Here is an 18,416-nt window from a genome sequence, read left to right on the forward strand (position 1 = left end):
TCAAGGCTGCAGCTGCTGGTTAAGCACCAGCAGCAGGGCGGCGGTTTCGGCATCTGGCTCGCCGTCGTAATTGGCCTGGCGGTATTTCATCTGGAAGGCAGCCAGTACATTGCGCGTGGCCGTATCCAGCTCACCATGCTCCGCCACCTCATAGCCCTGACGCACCAGTTGCGCCTGGAACCAGGCCACGCTGGGCAGGCTGACGCTGAACAGCGCCTGCTGGCGGGCCACCGCGGTGGCGTCCGGCCAGGGCACCAGCCCCGCATCGGCCAACTGCTGCCAGGGGAACAGCGGGCCGGGGTCGACCTTGCGCTGCGGGGCGATATCGCTATGGCCGATAATGCTGCCGAGGGGCAGTTGGTGGCGTTGCACGATGTCCTTGAGCAGCGGGATCAGCGCATCGATCTGCGCCGGGGCATAGGGCTGCCAGTAGCGCCCGTTCGGGCCCTGGTAAAAGCCCTGGTTGACCAGCTCGATACCGATCGTGGTGCCGTTGAGCCAGGTGCGCCCCTGCCACTGGCTGACCCCGGCATGCCAGGCGCGGCGGTCCTCGTCGACCAGGCGGTAGATGGTCGCGGGGCTGTCGCCGATCAGGTAGTGGCTACTCACCTCGCCCTCGGTCAGCAGTTGCAGCGAGCGCGCCAGGTCGGTGGAGGTGTAGTGCAGAACGATGTACTGCACCCGGCTGTTCTGGCCAACGGCGTTGTAGCGGGTGTCGATGCGCGGGCCACTGGCGCAGCCGGCGAGCAGGGCGAGACATAGGGCGAGGCAGACAAATCTCATGGGCTGATATGCAACACGCTTTGCAGGTTGTCCAGCAGCATGTCGACGCTGAGCATGATCAACAGCATGCCCATCAGTCGCTCCACTGCGGTCAGCCCGCGGGGTCCAAGAAAACGCTGCAGCCACGAAGCCTGCAGCAAGATAAATGCGGTCGCCGCCCAGGCCAGCAGCAGCGCTGCGTAGAGTTCCCAGAGCGGCCCTTCATGGGTGTTGCGCAGGGTCATCAGTACCGCCAGGGCCGAAGGCCCCGCCACCGCCGGGGTGGCCAGCGGCACCAGCATGGGCTCGCCATCCGGCACATCACCGAGCACGCCTTGCGGGCCGGGAAAGATCAGGCGCATGGCGATCACGAACAGGATGATACCGCCGGCGATCGCGGTTGCCTCCCTCGACAGGCCAAGGGCGCTCAGCACTTTGTCACCAAAGGTAAGAAACAGTAGAAGCAGGGCCAAGGCGAACAGCAATTCGCGCGCGGCAATCCACAGGCGGCGCTTGGCCGGTACGTTCTTCAGCGCGGCGATAAAGATAGCGATATTGCCGAAGGGGTCGGTGACCAGAAAAAGCAGTACGGCGATGCCGAAAATATCCATGGTGGAACTCCTCAACAGGTTGTCGCAGTCTAGTGCCTACACCCCTGTCAGTGGGTAAAACGCCTTTGGTGCGGCAGATTGCTAACACCGGTCTATTGACCAGGCAGAAGTGCACGTGCCCTGCTAGACTAAAACTCTACATGGACCAGCATTCTGTATAGCTATTGTATGGATTTGGAGACCCACCCCATGCGTGCGCTGTTGTGGTTCAAGAAGGATCTTCGCCTCGATGATCATCCGGCGCTGCAGGCCGGACTGAGCGCAGAATGCTTGCTGCCCGTCTATGTGCTGGAGCCGCGGCAATTGCAGGCCAACGCCTTCGGCATGCGCCGCATGGGCGTGCACCGCGCACGCTTCCTCCTGGAAAGCCTGGTGGCCCTGGATGGCGAATTGCGCCAGCGCGGCTCGCAGCTGCTGGTGCTCGAAGGTGAGCCCGAGCAGCTTATCCCGCAGCTGGTGAGCCACCTGGCACTGCAGCAGGTATTGACCCTGGAGGAAATCGCCCCGGATGAGCAGGCCCAGGTTGCCCGCGTGGCTGACCTGCTTGGCGAGGTGCCACTGCTGCAGGCCCCGGCTAATAACCTGCTGCGCCGGGAAGAATTACCCTGCAGCCTGGAGCAGTTGCCGACGGTGTTCAGCCGCTTCCGCGAGCTGACGGAAGAACGCCTGCAGGTGTTTCAACCGCGCCATGCCCCGGATCATCTGCCGCCCCTGCCGGATGGTGCACGGGCCCTGCTGCAGCCCATCCCCAACCTGTCGCGACTGGGCCTGGGGGAGCCGCTCAGCGTGCCCGCCAGTGCCTTCCCCTTCGCCGGCGGCGAGCCCGCTGCCCTGGCACGGCTGCGCGACTACCTGTGGAAAAGCCAGGGCGTGCGCCAGTACAAGGACACCCGTAACGGTCTGATCGGCAGCGAGTATTCCTCGAAGTTCTCGCCCTGGCTGGCCAATGGCAGCCTCTCCGCCCGCCGGGTGGTGGCGGAATTGCGCCGCCACGAGGCGCAGTTCACCCGCAATGAGTCGACCCAGTGGTTATGGGTGGAAATGCTCTGGCGCGACTTCTTCCGCTGGACCCTGGCGCGCCATGGCGCGGCCCTGTTCCAGGCCGCGGGGTTGAAGGGCGGCGAGGCAGCACCGAGGCCGCTCGACCGGCGCTTTCAGGCCTGGTGCCAGGGTTGTACCGGCATGCCTCTGGTGGACGCCAATATGCGCGAGCTGGCGGCCACCGGCTTTATCTCCAATCGCGGCCGTCAGGTGGTCGCCAGCTACCTGATCCATGACTTGCAGCAGGATTGGCGCTACGGCGCGGCCTGGTTCGAAGAACACCTGATCGACTACGACCCGGCCAGTAACTGGGGTAATTGGGCCTACCTGGCCGGGGTTGGCAATGACCCGCGGCAACAACGGGTGTTCAATGCCCTGCGCCAGGCCCGTCAATACGACCCCGAGGCGCATTACGTCAGCCTCTGGCTACCGGAGTTACGCGATGTGCCGCAGGCCCTGCGACATACGCCGTTCCTGCTTGCCGACGGACAGCTGCGCAGCCTGGGCTACCCCCAGCTACCAAGTATTCCGGAGAGCTGGAAGCCCTACCTGCACCATGTCGCCTGACGCTGTTCCGGTGACCGGGCGAGCGCGCCCTTAGCCCAGTTCGACTCTGTTGCGTCCACCGCTCTTGGCGCGGTAGAGGGCCTGGTCAGCGCGCTCGAACACCTTGTCGCTGCTGTCCGCGTCGTGGTTGAAGGCACTGAGCCCGGCCGACAGGGTGATCACCACCCGTTCGCCGCGAAAGTGGAAGGGACACTGTTCGACCCCCTCGAGCAGGGTCTGCAGCAGCTGCCGGCCGCCGTCCAGCGGGGTACTGGGAATCAGCAGGACGAATTCCTCGCCGCCGAAACGGGCGATAAAGTCGGTCTTGCGCATGCGCTTGGACAGTTCGCCGGCAATGATTTTCAACACTTTGTCGCCAGCCAGGTGGCCATAGCTGTCGTTGATGCGCTTGAAGTGATCGATATCCAGCACCGCCAGCAGCAGTTCGCCGCCATAGCGCTTCCAGCGCGCCATCTCCAGTTCCAGACGTTCGCTCCAGCCGGCGCGGTTGGCCAGGCCGGTAAGGGGGTCGATCAGGGCTTTCTGCCGCTGTTCCTCCAAATGGTCGCGGAAGCTCTGCGCCTCCTGTTCCATGTCCGCGACCTTCTGGGTCAGGCTTTGCAGGCGCTGCGCCACTTGTTCTTCATGGCCGTCGCGGTGCTTCTGGTGTTCGGTGACCGTGCTTAGCAAACCATCCAGGCGCGCTTCCAGCGATTGCTTGAGGGACGGCAGATCCACCGCACCCTGCACACTGGCCTGCAAGCCGCTGACCTGCTCGCGCAGTTCCTGATTAAAGGTACGCGCGCTTTCCACCGACTCGCTGTAGCCCTCATGGGCCTCGCTGAGGGTGGTAAGAAAGGAGGCCAGACGCTCGTTAAGCTGCTTCAGGTAACTGGCAAATTCGCGCTGACCGCTGTCGGTGACGGCCAGCACCAGCACCGCCAGATCGTCCAGCACCGCCACCAGTTCGTACCAGTTCAGGCCGCCCTGCACCCGCTGGCGCAAAGACTCGCCCTGGGGCTGATGGCGCTCCGGCAGCTCCAGCTCATCGAGCAGGCCCATCAGGCTGTCGCCGATATGCGGGGCAACCGCACTGTAACCAGGCTCGGGAATCTCCGGCAGGGCGTAGGCTGGATCGCCCGCACCCTGGGTTGGCGCAGGCGCTTCAGGTACCAGTGCAGTGCGGGGCACTACTGCCACCGCAAGCTGCGGCTCTGGCTCTGGCTCTGGCTCTGGCTCGGCAGTCGCAGTGGCAATGGCCGCAGCTACAGGCGCAGGCACCTCACTGCTAGGGTTTATCGAGACTTGCGCAGCCTGTGGGGCGGTTTCAGGTTGAGCGATAACAACCGGAGCGGGCGCGACTGGCTGCGCCAGTTCGGCCGGGGCCAGCTCACTGCTAGCAGGACTGCCAGGTGCAGCTTCCTTGCCGCCAAACAGGCGCTGCAGAAAACCTGGGCGCTCCGCACTGGGCTCAGCCTCAAGCGCCGCCAGAACTTGCTGTTGCAGGCTACCTAACTCACTGAGCAGCGCGGGCAACTCACGCGGTTGGCTGGCCCGCTCCTCGATGCCCTTGGCAAACTGCTTGAGCGCTTTGCGCACCTCGCGCGGTGGCTCCAGAGCAAGCAGCTGATCGGTCAGGCTGGTGACCCCGGAGATATTCTGCGCGACGCGGTCCTGGCGGCGCTTTTCAGAGTCCAGCACGGCTTTTTCCAGGCGCGGAATCAGCGCCGACAGGCCGCTGTCGATATCGTCGCGACGGAGGATGTCGCGCAGTTCCTGCATGCATTGGTCGACGGCCTTGTCACTGCCTTCGGCGGCCAGGGAGCTGCGTACCAGACCACGCCTGAGCAGGTCGAGCCGGGCTTCCCAGCGACGCTCCAGTTGTTCCTGTTGCTCCAGTCCCTGCAGATATTTGCTTTTCCAGCGCTGGGCATCGTCGGTCATGGTTGCGATTCGCTATTAGGGCTCTATCAGCATAGGCGTTTGCGGGCTGCAGAGTGAACTGGGCAGGCGAATCTGCATGGCCACGGGCAGATGATCGGAGATCGCGTGTGACAGTACTTCACAGCGCTCCAGTTGCAAGCCCGAGCTAAGCAGGATGTGATCGAGACAGCGTTGCGGTTGCCAGCTGGGAAAAGTAGCTTCGATCTGCGGTGCCAGCAGGCCGAGGTCGCGCAGCGGTGAATGCTCCAACAGGTCGTTGGCGTGGGTATTCATATCGCCCATCAGCACCTGGTGCCGATAGTCGCCGATCAGTTCGCGGATATAGGCTAACTGGCGAGTGCGGGTGCGCGCCCCCAGAGCCAGGTGCATCATTACCACCACGATGGCATCGGCCCCTTCACCCAGGCGCACCAGGATCGCGCCCCGGCCGGCCGGCCCGGGCAGCGGGTGATCTTCCAGCAAGGTCGGCCGCAGGCGGCTGAGTACGCCGTTGCTGTGCTGGGCAAAACGCCCGAGGTTGCGATTGAGCTGCTGATACCAGTAGGGGAAGGCCCCGAGATGGGCCAGGTGCTCGACCTGGTTGACATAGCCGGAACGCAGGCTGCCGCCATCGACCTCCTGCAGGGCGACCAGGTCGAAATCGCCGAGCATGCTGCCAATGCGCTGCAGGTTGCTGGCGCGCCCCGCATGGGGCAGCAGATGCTGCCAGCTGCGGGTCAGGTAGTGGTGATAGCGCTGAGTGCTGATGCCGACCTGGATATTGAAACTGAGCAAGCGCAGGCAACCATCACTGGGCCAGTCGCCGGTTGGCGCACAAGCCGCGTTGATCTGTGGGTCGCACAGACCAACGGTGCGCTGGGCGGGCCGGCGGCGCAACATCGGCGCGGCGGCCGCTTACTGAGCCCCTCGCTCTTTACCGATCAGGTGATCCGCCACCTGCAGTACCTGCTGCGGGCCACCGGAGCTGCCGATGTCGAAGCGGTATTTGCCGTTGACCACCATCACCGGCACGCCGCTGATCTGGTAGGCCATGGCCAGTTTCTTGGCCTTTTCCAGCTGGCTTTTCACCCCGAAGGAATTGTAGGTCTTGAGGAAGGCGTCCTTGTCGATGCCCTCGCCGGCGAGAAAGTCAGCCATCTCTTCCGGAGTTGCCAGCTTCTTGCCCTGCTTGTGGATGCCATCGAATACAGCGGCGTGCACCTTGGGCTCAGCCTTCATCGCTTCGAGGGTGATAAACAGCTGGCCGTGAACGTTCCACATGCCGCCGAACATGGCCGGGATGCGCACAAAATTGACGTCTTCAGGAAGCTGCTCGACCCAGGGATTGAGAGTCGACTCGAACTGGTAGCAATGGCCACAGCCGTACCAGAACAGCTCGACCACTTCGATTTTGCCCGGCTTGGCGATCTGTACCGGCTTGTTCAGCTCGACATACTGCTTGCCGGCTTCAAATTCGGCATGAGCAGCCGTCGCGCCGAACAGGCTGGCCGCGATCAGGGTGGCACTGAGAATCAGGTTACGCATGCGTTACTCCTTGGTTTAAACGGTGCGCAGTGACGAACCATGGTTCGACCAGCGGGGTACAGGCGGGTTCCATCTATTGTAGCGATGCCTGCAACGAAAATGGGTGGCCTAAGCCACCCATTTTCTACTACAGGATTTTGCCTGCTGGCGCGATCAGTGCAGACCCTGCACGAAGCTGGAAACCGCTTCGATATCCTTGTTGCTCAGCTTGGCCGCGATGGCACGCATGATCATGCTGTCGCCATCGTTGGTGCGGTTGCCTTCGCGGAAGTCGGTCAGTTGCTTGGCCAGGTAGGTAGCGTGCTGGCCACCCAGTTTCGGGTAACCGGCGGCCGCCAGGCCAGCACCATTCGGCGAATGGCAGCCGATGCAGGCCGGCATGCCTTCGGCCAGCTTGCCACCGCGGAACAGGGCTTCACCACGCTCGATCAACTTCGGATCGGCTGCACCGACGCTCATCTGCTGACTGGCGTAGTAAGCGGAAATGTCAGCCATGTCCTGATCGCTGAGGTTATCCAGCAAGCCGGTCATCTCGACGACCGGGCGGGCACCGGACTTGATGTCCTTCAACTGCTTGAGCAAGTAACGTTCGCCTTGCCCAGCCAGCTTGGGGAAGTTCGGGGCAGCACTGTTGCCATCAGCACTATGGCAGGCACCACATACGACAACCTTGGCCTGGCCGGCTTCGGCGTCGCCTGCGGCGTGGGCCAGGCCGGAGAGGCCCAGGGTCAACAGCAGACTCACGATTACTTTGTTCATCAGCTAATCCAATTTACGGCTAAGAGAAAGAGTTTATAAGCCGGGCTTACTCGGTCATCAACTTGATGACGGCTTGGTAATCCTCGGCCGAGCAGTCCGTGCACAGACCGCGTGGCGGCATGGCATTCAGGCCATTGGTCACGCTCAGCACCAATGTATCCATACCTTTGGCCAAACGCGGCTCCCAGGCAGCCTTATCGCCTTTCAGCGGCGCGGTCGGAATCGCCCCGTTGTGGCACACACCGCAGGAGCGAGCGTATACGGCTTCCGGGTCTTGTGCGGCCTGGGCATTGAACGAGAGCATCAGCACACCGGCCACAATCAGCAATTTTTTCATCAGATCAACCTCATCAGGGAGGGGAACGTACCGCGTTCTTTGCGCAGATGATCTAAAGCGTTCCCGTGAACACTTGTCCAGCGGATGGGAGAAAGCGCACACAAAATCTGCGCCATTATATACTGGCGTCATTGAAACTGAAACGACGCAGCTTGCCGCGCTGCATGTTGCAAGGCAGCCTGCGCGCTTATGTCGCAACGGCAGCGCGCCTGCAACGCCCCTATACGCACGCCCTCACGGATACCCAGATGCAAGCCAAGAACCCCATTATCGGCCTGTGCCAACAGGCCAGCTTCCAGATCAGCGCCGCCAAGGTCGACCAGTGCCCGGAGGATTTCGGCCATGAAGTGGCCTTCGCCGGACGCTCCAACGCCGGTAAGTCCAGCGCCCTGAATACCCTGACCCACGCCAGCCTGGCGCGTACCTCGAAGACCCCGGGGCGCACCCAGTTGCTCAACTTCTTCCGCCTGGACGACGAGCGCCGCCTAGTGGACCTGCCGGGCTATGGCTACGCCAAGGTGCCAATCCCGCTGAAACTGCACTGGCAGAAACACCTGGAAGCCTATCTGGGCAGCCGCGAGAGCCTGCGCGGGCTGATGCTGATGATGGATATCCGCCATCCCCTGACCGAATTCGACATCCTTATGCTGGACTGGGCGACGGCCAGCGAGATGCCCATGCATATCCTTCTGACCAAGGCCGACAAGCTGGCCTTCGGTGCCGCCAAGACCGCCCTGCTCAAGGTGCAGCAGGATATTCGCAAGGGCTGGGGCGAGCGGGTCAGCATCCAGCTGTTTTCCGCCCCCAAGCGCATAGGCATCGAAGACGCCCATGCGGTGTTGGCCGAATGGCTGCAACTGGGCGAGTTCGCCCTGCCGGACGATGAAGAAGCCGAAGCCTGATTAAGCTCGCCAGGGACGGCGAACAAAAAGGCTATGTCCCCATTAAGCGTTGCCAGTGGTGCTGGCGGGTTCTGCGAACCCTGTAGGAGCGGCGGGGACGCCGAGTCCTTGGCCGCGATGTTCTTCTATTGACCTCGATTCGCGGGCAAGCCCGCTCCTACAAGGGCTGAGCATGTCGACAACAACCAACTCAGACATAGCCAACAAAAAAAACCCCGAACTTCTTATGGGGGAGGGAAGTTCGGGGTTTAAGTGTCTGAACCGCTAGGGCGGGGGTTCAGATGTCTGCCAACACTTAACACAACAAGGAGCATTGAAGGCTTTATGGGCCATTCGTAGTCTCTGACTGCCTGGCTTAAAGCAAAGTTCAGCCTTTTCCTTTAATCCATTAATTATAAAAACCAAAGGCTTAATGCTCTTTGGTTTTAAGCCCTACAGGGCCTGGGCTACGCCTCCCAAGCCTCGGCCACTGAGCCGATCAGTGGGCCTCATCCCAGTTGTTGCCCACACCCACTTCCACCAGCAGCGGCACATCCAGTTCGGCGGCCGCGCTCATCAGTGCCTTGATCCGTTCGCTGACCTGCTCGACCAGATCCTCGCGCACTTCCACCACCAGTTCGTCGTGGACCTGCAGAATCACCTTGGCGTCCAGGGACGACTCGCTCAGCCAGTTGTCCACCGTGACCATGGCACGTTTGATAATGTCCGCCGCCGTGCCTTGCATCGGCGCGTTGATCGCCGTGCGCTCGGCCGCCTTGCGCAGCCCCTGGTTCTTGGCATGGATATCTGGCAGGTACAAGCGACGGCCGAACAGGGTTTCCACATAGCCCTGCTCGGAAGCCTGCTCACGGGTGCGCTCCATATAGGCCAGCACGCCGGGATAACGGGCGAAATACACATCGATATAGGCCTGCGCCTGCTTGCGGTCGCAGCCGATCTGCTTGGCCAGGCCGAAGGCGCTCATGCCGTAGATCAGACCGAAGTTGATCGCCTTGGCGCTGCGACGCTGATCGCCGGTGACTTGATCCAGCGGCACGCCGAACACCTCGGCAGCCGTGGCCTTGTGCACATCGCGACCGTGGCGGAAGGCATCCAGCAGGCTCTCGTCCTTGGCCAGGTGGGCCATGATGCGCAGCTCGATCTGCGAATAGTCCGCCGCCAGCAGCTTGTAGCCCTTGGGCGCAACAAAGGCCTGGCGAATGCGACGGCCCTCGGCGGTACGGATCGGGATGTTCTGCAGGTTCGGGTCGGTGGACGACAAGCGCCCGGTGGCCGCCACCGCCTGGTGATAGCTGGTGTGGATGCGCCCGGTGCGCGGGTTGATCTGCTCCGGCAAACGGTCGGTGTAGGTGCTTTTCAGCTTGCTCAGGGTGCGGTACTGCATCAGCACCTTGGGCAGCTCGAAGTCCTGTTCGGCCAGTTCGGCCAGCACCGCTTCGGCGGTCGAGGCCTGGCCCTTGGCGGTCTTGCTGATCACCGGCAGGCCGAGTTTCTCGTAAAGAATCACCCCTAGCTGCTTGGGCGAGGCCAGGTTGAACTCCTCGCCGGCAATCTCGAAGGCCTGGCGCTCCAGGGCCACCAGCTTCTCGCCCAGCTCGTTGCTTTGCAGCCCGAGCAGCTTGGCATCCACCAGCGCGCCCTGGCGCTCGATGCGCGCCAGCACCGGCACCAGCGGCATCTCGATCTCCTGCAACACCTTGGCCAGGCTCGGCTCGGCCGAGAGCTTGGCCCACAGATGCTGGTGCAGACGCAGGGTCACGTCGGCATCCTCGGCGGCATAGGGCGCGGCCTGGGCCAGGTCGATCTGGTCGAAGGTCAGCTGCTTGGTGCCTTTGCCGGCGATGTCCTCGAAACGGATATTGCTGTGATCCAGGTACTTGAGCGCCAGGCTGTCCATATCGTGACGGGTGGCGGTGGAGTCCAGCACGTAGGACTCGAGCATTGTGTCGAAGGCTACGCCCTGCACTGCAATGGGCGTGCTGGCATTGGCGAGGATATTGATGTCGTACTTGGCGTGCTGACCGACCTTGGCCTTGTTCGGGTCTTCGAGAATCGGCTTGAGCGCCTGCAGCACCGCGTCACGGTCCAGCTGAGTCGGTACGCCCATATAGGAGTGCGCGACCGGGATATAGGCTGCTTCGCCGGCCTTGACCGCAAAGGACAGGCCGACCAACTGGGCCTTTTGCGCATCCAGGCCGGTGGTTTCGGTGTCGAAGGCGATCAGCTCGGCGTTGCGCAGCTTCTCCAGCCAGACGTCGAACTGAGCCTGCTCGAGGATGCACTGGTAATCGCCCAAGGGCGGCGCAGCGGGTGCAACAGCGGCGGCTTCGTCGGCAACCGGCACGGCTGCAGTGACCTCGGGCGCGGCGCTAGCGCTGGACGTCAGGGCGAACAGATCGTCGGCAGCCGGCGCAGCCTGCGGCTTAACCGCGGCGGCCGGGTTGCTGCGCAGCAGGTCTTCGCGCCAGCTCTTGAACTCCAATTCGGCATACAACTCCACCAGCGCCGGCACATCCATCTGCCCTGGGTGCAGCGCGTCGATCTGGATATTCAGCGGCACGTCGAGCTTGATGGTGGCCAGCTCGTAGGACAGGTAGGCCATGTCGCGGTGCTCTTCGAGCTTGGCCGGCAGGGTCTTGGCGCCGCGAATCGGCAGTTCCGGTACTTTATCGAGGTTGGCGTAAAGCACATCGAGGCCGCCGCCAACACCGACCAGCAGGCCCAGCGCGGTTTTTTCACCCACGCCCGGCACGCCAGGAATGTTGTCGACCTTGTCGCCCATCAGCGCCAGGTAGTCGATGATCAGCTCGGGACCGACACCGAATTTCGCTTTCACGCCATCGATGTCATAGACGCTACCGGTCATGGTGTTGACCAGCGTAACGTGCGGGCAAACCAGCTGGGCCATGTCCTTGTCGCCGGTGGAGATCACCACATCGCGGCCCTCGGCCGCGCACTGGCGAGCCAGGGTGCCGATTACGTCATCAGCCTCGACGCCTTCGACGCACAGCAGCGGATAGCCCATGGCCTTGACGCTGGCGTGCAGCGGCTCGACCTGCACCCGCAACTCGTCCGGCATGGATGGGCGATTGGCCTTGTACTCGGCAAACAGCGCGTCGCGGAAGGTGCCGCCCTTGGCGTCGAACACCACCGCGAAGGGGCTGTCCGGGTACTGCTTGCGCAGGCTCTTGAGCATATTCAGCACGCCCTTGACCGCGCCGGTGGGCAAGCCCTTGGAGGTGGTCAGCGGCGGCAGGGCGTGGAAGGCGCGGTACAGGTAAGAAGAACCGTCAACCAGAACGAGAGGAGCTTGGCTCATGAGCAGGATCAACCTTTTCGGCGGGGGCGGCGGTAGAATGGCCGCACCATTGAAATCAAAAGGACAAGGTTATCATGCGCGCACTCAATCGCCTGTTGCTGGCCAGCCTGCTGGCATTCACCACCCTGGCCGCTCACGCCGAAGACCCGGTCTCCGCAGATCCAGACGTAACCATCCGCCAGGACGGCGACAAGACCATCCATGAATACCGGGTCAACGGTTTTCTCTACGCGGTCAAGGTCATCCCCAAAGGCGGCAAACCGTACTTCCTGGTACGCGCCGATGGCAGCGATGGCAACTTCGTCCGTTCGGACAGCCCGGATATGTTGATTCCGGCCTGGGAAATTTTCAGCTGGTAAGAAGGCAGTTCTGCAATGTCGGTGTTTACCCCGCTTGAGCGCCATGAGCTCGAGGAATTTCTCGCCCCCTATGCCCTGGGTCGCCTGCGCGATTTCCAGGGTATTGCTGCGGGCAGCGAGAACAGCAATTTCTTCGTTAGCCTGGAGCAGGGCGAATTCGTTCTGACCCTGATCGAGCGCGGCCCAAGCGCTGATTTGCCATTCTTTATCGACCTGCTCGACGTGCTGCACGATGCCGGCCTGCCTGTGCCCTATGCCCTACGCACCAACCAGGGCGAGGCGCTGCGCAGCCTGGCGGAAAAGCCGGCGCTGCTGCAGCCGCGCCTGCCCGGCCAGCATGTGCGCGAGGCCAACCCGCATCATTGTCAGGAGGTGGGCAGGCTGCTGGCACGTATTCACCTGGCCACCCGTAATCAGCCGCTGCCGCGTAAGAGCGACCGTGGTCTGGACTGGATGCTAGCCGAAGGGCCCAGCCTGGCCTTGCAGCTGCCCGATGAACAGTTGCCGCTGCTGCGCGATGCGCTGGCGGAGATTCACGCACTCAAGCCGCGCATACTCGCGTTGCCGCAGGCCAATCTGCATGCCGACCTGTTCCGCGACAACGTGCTGTTCGACGGCAACCACCTGAGCGGGGTGATCGACTTCTATAACGCCTGTGCGGGGCCGATGCTCTACGACCTGGCGATTACTTTGAACGATTGGTGCTCTTTTGAAGACGGCAGCCTCGACAGCAAACGCGCGCAAGCGCTGCTGGGTGCCTATGCCGGCTTGCGGCCATTTACTGCGGCAGAAGCCGAGCTGTGGCCCGCCATGCTGCGCATCGCCTGCGTGCGCTTCTGGCTATCTCGCCTGATTGCAGCCGAGTCGTTCGCTGGCCAGGAAGTGCTGATCCATGACCCGGCGGAGTTCCAGCGCCGTCTGGCCCAGCGCCAGCAGGTAGAGCTGGCGCTACCGTTCGCCTTCTAGAACCTGTCTACGATCTGCTGCGCGTCGGCCCTGCTGCGTTAAAAACAGGCTCGGAATGCTCATGTACAGCTCGTACACTCCGCTTCCTCGCCGTTTTGACCAGCCGGAGGCTGTTACTACGTAGCGCCTTGCATGGCTCTAGCTCGCGAGATCGTAGGCAGATTCTAAGCCCCGAGCGCTGGCTACAGCGCCTCCAGACAACCCGCCAATTCGCCCGCCAGGTTTTCCAGCAGGGCCTCATAGCCGTTGGCATCCACGGGCAGTGCGCCGCCCATGGCGTCCAGCTCGGCCAGGGTCACTGGCAGGCCGGCGCCCAGGGTTTCGGCCAGACGCGGACGCAGCGGTGGTTCGCTGAACACACAGGTCGGGCCGGTTTGCTGCAGGCGCGTACGCATGGCGGCGACATGCCGCGCACCGGGCTGCACTTCCCCGAGAACGCTGAACACCCCGGCATGCTTGAGGCCATAGGCGGCCTCGAAGTAGTCATAGGCTTCGTGGAAGACAAAATAGGGCTTGCCGGCCAGGCCGCTCAGACGGGTTTTCAAGCGCTGGTCGAGGGCGTTCAGGCGCTCGCCGAAGGCCTGGACATTGGCCTGATAGCGCGCGGCGTTGGCCGGGTCGAGGCTCGCCAGGTCGGCGGCCATCTTCGCGGCTATTACCTGGGCATTGGCCGGCAGCAGCCATAGATGCGCATCGAGAGTACCGGGACGATGGTCGTGATCGTGCTGATCGGCGACCTCTGCAGAGGGGTGCTCGTCATGATGGTCGTGCTCGTCATGGGCTTCCCCAGCCTGCTCATGCGCTTCGTGGCTGTCGCCGAAATGCCGCAGGTGCAGGCCCGCCAGGTCCTGGGTGGCCACGGCTGGCTTGGCGCGCCCGGCCAGCACCCGCGGCAGGAAACTCTCCAGATCGGGGCCGATCCAGTACAGCAGGTCGGCCTCACGCACGCGGCGCACATCGGACGGGCGCAAGGCGTAATGGTGCGGCGAGGCACCGGGCGGCAGCAGTACTTCGGGGCTGCCGAGATCGCCCTGCACGGCGGCGGCAATCAGTTGCAGTGGCTTGATACTGGTCAGCAGGCGCACCTCGGCCAGGGCGGCGGAGCTGGAGAGCAGAGTAAGCAGCAGCAGACTGCCAAGGGAAAAAAGACGCGACACGGGGAGCACTCAAACAGGAAGGAACGGGTAATATAATAACGTCTCTTGCCTTATTCGTCGTTGCCCATGACCCAAGCACCCCTGGCTTCACGCCCACACGACCATTCCCACTGCGTCAGCCATGCCCTGGCCGAGGCGGAAAGCATCTGCACGCGCCAGGGTTTGCGCCTGACCGCCCTGCGCAAACGGGTGCTGGAGCTGGTCTGGGCCAGCCACAAGCCGCTGGGGGCCTATGACATTCTCGGCGTATTGAGCGATGAAGACGGCCGCCGCGCAGCGCCGCCGACCGTCTACCGCGCCCTGGATTTCCTCCTGGAAAATGGCCTGGTGCATCGCATCGCATCGCTCAACGCCTTTGTCGGTTGCAGCCATCCGGAGCACGCCCACCAGGGCCAGTTTCTGATCTGCCGGGGCTGCCACGCGGCCATCGAACTGGAACAGCCAGCGATCAGCGAGGCCATTATCAGCAGCGCGGCCGGTGTCGGTTTCGCCGTGGAAAGCCAGACGGTGGAAGTAGTGGGCCTGTGCGCCGGTTGCCGGGAAACGCTATGAGCGGTGCACTGATCCGTCTCGCCGGAATTAGCGTGACCTTTGCCGGCCAAAAGGTGCTGCAGGATGTGCAGCTAAGCGTCAAACCGGGAGAGATCGTCACCCTGATCGGCCCTAACGGGGCCGGCAAGACCACCCTGGTGCGTACTGTGCTCGGCCTGCTCAAGCCAGACAGCGGCAGCGTCTGGCGCAAGCCCAAGCTGCGCATCGGCTATATGCCGCAGAAGCTGCATGTGGACGCTACCCTGCCGCTCTCGGTGCTACGTTTTCTCCGCCTGGTGCCCACCGTGAAGCGTGAGCAGGCCCTGGCGGCGCTGGCCGAAGTGGGTGCCGAGCAAGTGATCGACAGCCCGCTGCAGAGCATTTCCGGCGGCGAACTGCAGCGCGTGCTGCTGGCCCGGGCGCTGCTGCGCGAACCGGAGCTGCTGGTGCTCGACGAGCCGGTGCAAGGCGTCGACGTCAGCGGCCAGGCCGAGCTGTACCGGCTGATCACCCAACTGCGCGACCGCCATGGCTGCGGCGTGCTGATGGTCTCCCACGACCTGCATCTGGTGATGAGCACCACCGACCAGGTGGTCTGCCTCAACCGTCACGTCTGCTGCTCCGGCCACCCCGAGCAGGTCAGCTTCGACCCGGCCTTCGTCGAGCTGTTCGGCCAGGATGCCAAGAGCCTGGCGATCTACACCCATCATCACGACCACGAGCACGACCTGCATGGCGCGGTGGTCAGCGAAGCCACTGCCGGCCTGAGCATCAAGGGCCCGGTAAAACCTCATGTCCACGGAGACGACTGCAAGCATGGCTGATTTCCTGCTTAACGCCCTGCTTGCCGGCCTGGCTCTGGCCTTGGTCGCCGGCCCCCTGGGTTCCTTTGTGGTGTGGCGGCGCATGGCCTATTTCGGCGACACCCTGTCCCACGCCGCGCTGCTCGGCGTGGCCCTCGGCCTGATGCTCGACGTCAGCCCGACCCTGGCGGTGACAGTGGGCTGCGTGCTGCTGGCGGTGCTGCTGGTGACCATGCAAAGCCGCCAGCCGCTGGCCTCGGACACCCTGCTCGGCATTCTCGCCCACAGCACCCTGTCCCTGGGCCTGGTGGTGCTGAGCTTTATGCGCGATGTGCGCATCGACCTGATGGGCTACCTGTTCGGCGACCTGCTGGCCGTCGGCCCCACTGATCTTGCCTGGATCATCGGCGGCAGCGCCTTGGTGCTGGTGCTGCTGGCGCTGCTGTGGCGGCCGCTGCTGGCGATTACCGTGCACGAGGAGCTGGCCAAGGTCGAAGGCCTGCCGGTGGCGGCGATTCGCCTGAGCCTGATGCTGCTGATCGCCGTGGTGATCGCCGTGGCGATGAAGATAGTCGGGGTGCTGCTGATCACCTCGTTGCTGATCATTCCCGCCGCCGCCGCCCAACGCCACGCCCGCACCCCGGAGCAGATGGCCTTCGGTGCCAGCCTGCTGGGGATAGTCGCGGTATGCGGCGGGCTTAGCCTGTCGTGGTTCCAGGACACCCCGGCCGGGCCATCCATCGTGGTGTCCGCCGCCAGCCTGTTTCTGCTGAGCTTTGCCCTGCCCCGACGCACAGCCTGAAAGATTGGTTCTGCCCGATTTCGCCGTGTAAACTTGCGCGTTTTTTGCACAATTCGAGACGCACAGTGAGCCAGACGTTGGTTTTTCGGGGCCAGATGCTCGCCCGGGTTCTCGTCCAGGCCAGCGGTTAGAGCGCCACCCAGCGCAGGTCATCAGCCCAGGGCAAAGGCGGCGGCTGATCCTCAGCAAGAGCATCAGCCGGCTTGCCCTCTGGGCAGATAAAAACTTAATACTATTTAGCTATAACCATAGGTCTACAAAGATTTTTGCGGCCTAAACAGCGCCGGGTAGACTACGCAACCTTTGCGCTTACCCGGCCGCTCAAGCAAACCCAAAAGGTTTAACCCGTGATCAACTTCCATCAGGTGCACAAGGCGTATCGCGTCAGTGGCCAGGATATTCCCGCCCTGCAGCCCACCGATCTGCAGATCGGCCGTGGCGAAGTGTTCGGCATCATCGGCCACTCCGGTGCTGGCAAGAGCACCCTGCTGCGCCTGATCAACCGCCTGGAAGAACCAAGCGGTGGACGCATCGTGATCGACGGCGAAGAGGTCACCGCCCTTGATGCGGCGGGCCTGCGGCGCTTTCGCCAGCGGGTCGGGATGATCTTTCAGCATTTCAACCTGCTCTCCTCCAAGACCGTCGCCGACAACGTCGCCCTGCCGCTGAAGCTGGCCGGCGAACTGTCGCGCAGTGCCATCAACGCCCGCGTCACTGAGTTGCTGGCCCGGGTCGGCCTGCAGGACCACGCCAGCAAGTACCCGGCGCAACTCTCTGGCGGGCAGAAACAGCGCGTAGGCATTGCCCGTGCCCTGGCCACCGAGCCGAAGATCCTGCTGTGCGACGAGGCCACCAGTGCTCTCGACCCGCAAACCACCGCGTCTGTGCTGCAACTGCTGGCCGAGATCAACCGCGAGCTGGGCCTGACCATCGTGCTGATTACCCACGAGATGGACGTGATCCGCCGGGTTTGCGACCGCGTGGCGGTAATGGATGCCGGCAGCATTGTCGAGCTGGGGCCAGTCGCCCAGGTGTTTCTGCACCCGCAGCACGCCACCACCAAGCGCTTCGTCCAGGAAGCCGAGCAGGTCGACGAGAACGAGCAGCACGACGATTTCGCCCATGTGCAGGGCCGCATCCTGCGCCTGACCTTTCAGGGTGAGGCTACTTATGCGCCGCTGCTGGGCAGCGTGGCGCGGGAAACCGGGGTGGATTACAGCATCCTCGCCGGACGTATCGACCGCATCAAGGACACCCCCTACGGCCAGCTGACCCTGGCCCTGACCGGCGGCGACCTCGACGCCGCCCAGGCGCGTTTTGCCGCCGCCGACGTACACCTGGAGGTGTTGCGCTGATGGACGCCCTACTGACCCGTCTGCTGCCGAACGTCGATTGGGCGGAAATCGGCTATGCCAGCCTGGACACCCTGAGCATGCTCGGAGGCTCACTGCTGTTCACCGTAATTCTCGGTCTGCCCCTGGGGGTGCTGCTATTCCTCACCAGCCCACGGCAGATGTTCGAGCAGAAGGCCCTCTACGGTGGCTTGTCGCTGCTGGTGAATATTCTGCGCTCGGTGCCGTTTGTGATTCTGCTGATCGTGATGATCCCCTTCACGGTTATCGTCACCGGCACCTCGCTGGGGGTCGCCGGGGCCATCCCGCCGCTGGTGGTAGGTGCCACGCCATTCTTTGCGCGGCTGGTGGAAACCGCGCTGCGTGAAGTTGACCGCGGCATTATCGAAGCGACCCAGGCCATGGGCGCGAGCACCCGGCAGATCGTGGTCAACGCGCTGTTGCCCGAGGCCCTGCCGGGCATCTTTGCCGCCGTGACGGTAACCGCCATCACCCTGGTGTCCTATACCGCCATGAGCGGCCTGATCGGCGGCGGCGGCCTCGGCGACCTGGCGGTGCGTTACGGCTATCAGCGTTACCAGCCAGACGTGATGGCGGTGACGGTGATCCTACTGCTAGTGCTGGTACAGATCCTACAAACCGTCGGCGATCGGCTGGTGGTGCACTTTTCCCGCAAATAGATTTTTTGACAGGGTGCGGCT

General features: G+C 63.2%; 18 protein-coding genes. 9 read left to right on the plus strand and 9 right to left on the minus strand.

Features of this window, described 5'->3' with window-relative positions; genetic code table 11:
* Together VMP31_RS16935 and VMP31_RS16940 are read right to left on the minus strand one after the other, a co-directional pair.
* Positions 1–783: an N-acetylmuramoyl-L-alanine amidase gene (locus tag VMP31_RS16935; protein ID WP_325508874.1), complete on the minus strand. Its 783-nt coding sequence runs from the start codon at positions 781–783 to the stop codon at positions 1–3.
* Positions 780–1,373 (minus strand): MarC family protein, encoded by a 594-nt coding sequence (locus VMP31_RS16940; RefSeq protein WP_325508875.1) that lies wholly within the window; start codon positions 1,371–1,373, stop codon positions 780–782. The genes VMP31_RS16935 and VMP31_RS16940 overlap by 4 nt, the downstream gene beginning before the upstream one ends.
* 189 nt (positions 1,374–1,562) lie before the next feature.
* Between VMP31_RS16940 and VMP31_RS16945 the strand changes: the two genes are divergently transcribed.
* Positions 1,563–2,981 (plus strand): DASH family cryptochrome, encoded by a 1,419-nt coding sequence (locus VMP31_RS16945; RefSeq protein ID WP_325508876.1) that lies wholly within the window; start codon positions 1,563–1,565, stop codon positions 2,979–2,981.
* A gap of 30 nt (positions 2,982–3,011) precedes the next feature.
* Here VMP31_RS16945 and VMP31_RS16950 read toward each other — a convergent pair whose 3' ends face one another.
* The 5 genes from VMP31_RS16950 to VMP31_RS16970 form a co-directional block, all read right to left on the minus strand.
* On the minus strand, positions 3,012–4,904 hold the full coding sequence (locus VMP31_RS16950) for a diguanylate cyclase (RefSeq protein WP_325508877.1): 1,893 nt from the start codon (positions 4,902–4,904) through the stop codon (positions 3,012–3,014).
* A 15-nt stretch (positions 4,905–4,919) separates the two neighbouring features.
* On the minus strand, positions 4,920–5,783 hold the full coding sequence (locus VMP31_RS16955) for an endonuclease/exonuclease/phosphatase family protein (protein ID WP_325508878.1): 864 nt from the start codon (positions 5,781–5,783) through the stop codon (positions 4,920–4,922).
* Between the two features lie 15 nt (positions 5,784–5,798).
* Positions 5,799–6,428: a thiol:disulfide interchange protein DsbA/DsbL gene (locus VMP31_RS16960; RefSeq protein WP_325508879.1), complete on the minus strand. Its 630-nt coding sequence runs from the start codon at positions 6,426–6,428 to the stop codon at positions 5,799–5,801.
* 153 nt (positions 6,429–6,581) lie between these two features.
* Positions 6,582–7,187, minus strand: coding sequence for a c-type cytochrome (locus tag VMP31_RS16965; RefSeq protein WP_325508880.1), 606 nt, complete (start codon positions 7,185–7,187; stop codon positions 6,582–6,584).
* Positions 7,188–7,233: 46 nt separating this feature from the next.
* Positions 7,234–7,524, minus strand: a complete 291-nt coding sequence (locus tag VMP31_RS16970) for a c-type cytochrome (RefSeq protein ID WP_325508881.1) — start codon at positions 7,522–7,524, stop codon at positions 7,234–7,236.
* 248 nt (positions 7,525–7,772) lie between these two features.
* Here VMP31_RS16970 and yihA point away from each other — a divergent pair, with 248 nt between their 5' ends.
* Entirely contained in the window at positions 7,773–8,426 is a 654-nt protein-coding gene (gene yihA / locus VMP31_RS16975) for a ribosome biogenesis GTP-binding protein YihA/YsxC (protein ID WP_325508882.1), read from the plus strand.
* Between the two features lie 478 nt (positions 8,427–8,904).
* Here the strand turns inward: yihA and polA are convergent, their stop codons facing one another.
* Entirely contained in the window at positions 8,905–11,745 is a 2,841-nt protein-coding gene (polA, locus tag VMP31_RS16980) for a DNA polymerase I (RefSeq protein WP_325508883.1), read from the minus strand.
* Between the two features lie 74 nt (positions 11,746–11,819).
* On the opposite strand from polA, the gene VMP31_RS16985 reads away from it, so the two are divergent.
* Positions 11,820–12,104: a DUF2782 domain-containing protein gene (locus VMP31_RS16985; protein ID WP_325508884.1), complete on the plus strand. Its 285-nt coding sequence runs from the start codon at positions 11,820–11,822 to the stop codon at positions 12,102–12,104.
* 15 nt (positions 12,105–12,119) lie between these two features.
* On the plus strand, positions 12,120–13,070 hold the full coding sequence (locus tag VMP31_RS16990) for a homoserine kinase (RefSeq protein ID WP_325508885.1): 951 nt from the start codon (positions 12,120–12,122) through the stop codon (positions 13,068–13,070).
* A 182-nt stretch (positions 13,071–13,252) separates the two neighbouring features.
* Here VMP31_RS16990 and VMP31_RS16995 read toward each other — a convergent pair whose 3' ends face one another.
* The gene (locus VMP31_RS16995; RefSeq protein ID WP_325508886.1) at positions 13,253–14,227 is read right to left on the minus strand and encodes a zinc ABC transporter substrate-binding protein; all 975 of its coding nucleotides are present in this window, start codon (positions 14,225–14,227) and stop codon (positions 13,253–13,255) included.
* A 66-nt stretch (positions 14,228–14,293) separates the two neighbouring features.
* On the opposite strand from VMP31_RS16995, the gene VMP31_RS17000 reads away from it, so the two are divergent.
* From VMP31_RS17000 to VMP31_RS17020, 5 genes are all read left to right on the plus strand, one after another.
* Positions 14,294–14,779 carry a Fur family transcriptional regulator gene (locus tag VMP31_RS17000; RefSeq protein WP_325508887.1) on the plus strand — a complete coding sequence of 162 codons (486 nt, stop codon included), beginning with the start codon at positions 14,294–14,296 and terminating at the stop codon, positions 14,777–14,779.
* Positions 14,776–15,582 (plus strand): zinc ABC transporter ATP-binding protein ZnuC, encoded by an 807-nt coding sequence (gene znuC, locus VMP31_RS17005; RefSeq protein WP_325508888.1) that lies wholly within the window; start codon positions 14,776–14,778, stop codon positions 15,580–15,582. Before VMP31_RS17000 ends, znuC begins: the two co-directional genes overlap by 4 nt.
* Positions 15,575–16,363, plus strand: coding sequence for a zinc ABC transporter permease subunit ZnuB (gene znuB, locus VMP31_RS17010; protein ID WP_325508889.1), 789 nt, complete (start codon positions 15,575–15,577; stop codon positions 16,361–16,363). The genes znuC and znuB overlap by 8 nt, the downstream gene beginning before the upstream one ends.
* Positions 16,364–16,710: 347 nt before the next feature.
* Complete coding sequence (locus VMP31_RS17015) at positions 16,711–17,718, plus strand: methionine ABC transporter ATP-binding protein (RefSeq protein ID WP_325508890.1); 1,008 nt, start codon at positions 16,711–16,713, stop codon at positions 17,716–17,718.
* Positions 17,718–18,395, plus strand: coding sequence for a methionine ABC transporter permease (locus tag VMP31_RS17020; protein WP_325508891.1), 678 nt, complete (start codon positions 17,718–17,720; stop codon positions 18,393–18,395). The genes VMP31_RS17015 and VMP31_RS17020 overlap by 1 nt, the downstream gene beginning before the upstream one ends.
* Positions 18,396–18,416 lie beyond the last annotated feature (21 nt).

Origin of the sequence: Pseudomonas sp. (genome assembly GCF_035512415.1) — a bacterium.
In the GTDB taxonomy this organism is placed as follows: domain Bacteria; phylum Pseudomonadota; class Gammaproteobacteria; order Pseudomonadales; family Pseudomonadaceae; genus Aquipseudomonas.

Coding starts and splice junctions, on each gene's coding strand:
- VMP31_RS17000 (WP_325508887.1), top strand. CDS start 14,294: ATGACCCAAGCACCCCTGGCTTCACGCCCACACGACCATTCCCACTGC.
- VMP31_RS16940 (WP_325508875.1), bottom strand. CDS start 1,373: ATGGATATTTTCGGCATCGCCGTACTGCTTTTTCTGGTCACCGACCCC.
- znuB (WP_325508889.1), top strand. CDS start 15,575: ATGGCTGATTTCCTGCTTAACGCCCTGCTTGCCGGCCTGGCTCTGGCC.
- VMP31_RS16935 (WP_325508874.1), bottom strand. CDS start 783: ATGAGATTTGTCTGCCTCGCCCTATGTCTCGCCCTGCTCGCCGGCTGC.
- znuC (WP_325508888.1), top strand. CDS start 14,776: ATGAGCGGTGCACTGATCCGTCTCGCCGGAATTAGCGTGACCTTTGCC.
- VMP31_RS16970 (WP_325508881.1), bottom strand. CDS start 7,524: ATGAAAAAATTGCTGATTGTGGCCGGTGTGCTGATGCTCTCGTTCAAT.
- yihA (WP_325508882.1), top strand. CDS start 7,773: ATGCAAGCCAAGAACCCCATTATCGGCCTGTGCCAACAGGCCAGCTTC.
- VMP31_RS16955 (WP_325508878.1), bottom strand. CDS start 5,783: ATGTTGCGCCGCCGGCCCGCCCAGCGCACCGTTGGTCTGTGCGACCCA.
- polA (WP_325508883.1), bottom strand. CDS start 11,745: ATGAGCCAAGCTCCTCTCGTTCTGGTTGACGGTTCTTCTTACCTGTAC.
- VMP31_RS16945 (WP_325508876.1), top strand. CDS start 1,563: ATGCGTGCGCTGTTGTGGTTCAAGAAGGATCTTCGCCTCGATGATCAT.
- VMP31_RS16960 (WP_325508879.1), bottom strand. CDS start 6,428: ATGCGTAACCTGATTCTCAGTGCCACCCTGATCGCGGCCAGCCTGTTC.
- VMP31_RS16990 (WP_325508885.1), top strand. CDS start 12,120: ATGTCGGTGTTTACCCCGCTTGAGCGCCATGAGCTCGAGGAATTTCTC.
- VMP31_RS16965 (WP_325508880.1), bottom strand. CDS start 7,187: ATGAACAAAGTAATCGTGAGTCTGCTGTTGACCCTGGGCCTCTCCGGC.
- VMP31_RS17020 (WP_325508891.1), top strand. CDS start 17,718: ATGGACGCCCTACTGACCCGTCTGCTGCCGAACGTCGATTGGGCGGAA.
- VMP31_RS16950 (WP_325508877.1), bottom strand. CDS start 4,904: ATGACCGACGATGCCCAGCGCTGGAAAAGCAAATATCTGCAGGGACTG.
- VMP31_RS16985 (WP_325508884.1), top strand. CDS start 11,820: ATGCGCGCACTCAATCGCCTGTTGCTGGCCAGCCTGCTGGCATTCACC.